This is a genomic window from Salegentibacter agarivorans, assembly GCF_900113135.1.
GTDB classification, from domain to species: domain Bacteria; phylum Bacteroidota; class Bacteroidia; order Flavobacteriales; family Flavobacteriaceae; genus Salegentibacter; species Salegentibacter agarivorans.
Window position 1 is genome coordinate 1 of record NZ_FOOH01000052.1, and the last position, 2,343, is coordinate 2,343.

The 2,343-nt window shown below is 34.0% G+C and carries 1 protein-coding gene; it reads left to right on the forward strand.

Annotated features, from left to right (window positions below; genetic code table 11):
* Positions 1-162 precede the first annotated feature (162 nt).
* Positions 163-2,064 (forward strand): putative porin, encoded by a 1,902-nt coding sequence (locus BM084_RS18950; RefSeq protein WP_093306698.1) that lies wholly within the window; start codon positions 163-165, stop codon positions 2,062-2,064.
* Positions 2,065-2,343 lie beyond the last annotated feature (279 nt).

A 2,343-nucleotide genomic window follows, 5' to 3' on the forward strand; every position in this document is an offset into this window, starting at 1 on the left:
CTTAAGAAAATTCAGTATAGCATAGGAAGGGGGCTTCCTTGCCTTTTTTTATCATTAAGAATATCTACAAAAGAAGAAGCGCTTCTCTCACAAAAACTTTTATTTATTCCTTTTCTTAAGTTCATTAAATCAAAAAAACTAAATTTGCGGAAAGCAGTCTTAATGAAAAAAATTATTCTTTTTCTTATCCTGATGAATCCGGGCTTAATTTTGGCTCAGACCACTTTAGGAGGTTCTCCCGATTCGGAAACTGATAAAGACACTATTAAACCCCCAATTTCTGCATATAAAATTATTTCGGTAGCTAACGATACTACCTTCGTGGATACTACACTTACTATAGAAAAAGATTATAAATTCAATTACCGTCGAAAAGATAATTTTGAATTGTTGCCTTTTTCTAATACCGGTCAAACTTATAACCGATTGGGAGCTGAATTTGATGCAAAAAAATTATATCCTGAATTCGGGGCTCAGGCCAGGCATTATAATTTTTTAGAAATAGAAGATGTTTATTACTATCACGTGCCTACTCCGGTAACCGAGGCCTATTTTAGAACTGTCCCAGAACAGGGCCAGCAATTAGACGTTTTGTTTACTATTAATACTTCAGAGAGATTAAATTTTTCTGTAGCCTATAAAGGTGTGCGCGCATTAGGTAGGTATCAAAATGCACTTACAAGTACAGGGATATTTCGGTTTGGCTTAACCTATAAAACCCTGGATAGGAAATATCAGTTAAGAACGCACTTTGTTTCTCACGATTTAATGAATCAGGAAAACGGCGGACTTTCAGATTTAGCGGTTCAGCAATATATTGATAAAGAAGAGGAGTTCGAAGATCGTTCCTTACTGGCAATGAATTTTGAAAATGCTGAAAGTGCTTTATACGGAAAACGTTTTTACCTGGATCATTTTTATCACCTTACCAGGCCAGATACTCTTTCGTCTAATGCATTAAAGGTTGGTCATATTTTTAATCATGATTATAAGAAATTCGATTTTCTTCAAGCCAATGCAGTAAACGATATTTTTGGACCTTCTTTTCAACGAAATAATTTAAGGGACCGGGTGCGTTTAACCGAATTTTATAATGAAGCTTATGTGCAATGGTCCAACAAAACCCTGGGAGAAGTAAAAGCTAAAGCTGCCGTTAAGAATTTTGAATACGGTTATAAAACATTCTATATAAGGGAAAGCGATACAATTAATAATAAACTTACGGGATCAAATTATGCAATAGGTGGAGAATATAGAAAGAAAATAGGTGGTTTTGATGTAGAGGCAGATGCCATGCTTAATCTTGCCGGTGATTTTACGGGGAGCTATTTTTCGGCACACGCTGGTTATAGTTTAGATGAAGAAAATAGGTTAGAGTTTGGGGTTAATCAAAATAGCCATATGCCCAATTATAATTTCCTATTGTATCAGAGTAATTATATTAATTACAATTGGCAGAATGAATTTGATAATGTAAATACGCAAAGTATTTATGGAAAATTACGTTCTGAAAAGTTGTTGAATATTGAAGGTAGATTAACGCAAATTCAAAACTATACCTATTTTACTGAAGGAGAAGATTCCTTAGTAAAGCCATTCCAGGCAGGAGACCAGGTGCGTTATTTAAAGCTAAAAGCAAGTAAAGATTTTGATTTTGGCCTTTTTGCCATAGATAATACTTTAATGTATCAAAATGTTCTAGATGGCAAGTCGGTGCTAAATCTTCCTGAATTCGTTACCCGAAATTCTATTTATTACAAAGATGAATGGTTTGACAAAGCCCTCTATCTCCAAACAGGATTTATTTTTAAATACTTTACTAATTATAATATGAATGCCTACGATCCTGTTCTAGCCGAATTCTATGTGCAGAATTCAGCCGAATTTGGAAATTATCCCGTCGTAGATTTCTTTTTTAATGGAAAAGTTGATCAGACTCGAATATTTTTTAAGCTGGAAAATGTCAATTCTTTATTAGATACCAATAACAACTTTGTAGCGCCGCGCTATCCGTATAGAGACTTTTTACTTCGATTTGGTGTTGTTTGGAACTTTTTTCTTTAATTTTTTCTTCGGAGGCAATTCTCATTTGAATGTTTTTTAACCAATTGTTTGCTTAATTAGAAGGGATGGTGTGTGTGAAGCATGACATTTATGAGAATAAACTAACTCCAGCTGAAATTTCCTGAAAAATATCTAAAACTGAATAAAGTCTTGTGCATTTAAAAAACCGCAGTATATTTGCACCCGCTTTGGAACACAACGAGGGTTGGGAAGTAAAGTGGGAAGTTCATTACATATTGGGATACGGTGATTTTTTAAGGAAATAAAAGCTTAAAAAAA

Coding starts and splice junctions, on each gene's coding strand:
- BM084_RS18950 (WP_093306698.1), top strand. CDS start 163: ATGAAAAAAATTATTCTTTTTCTTATCCTGATGAATCCGGGCTTAATT.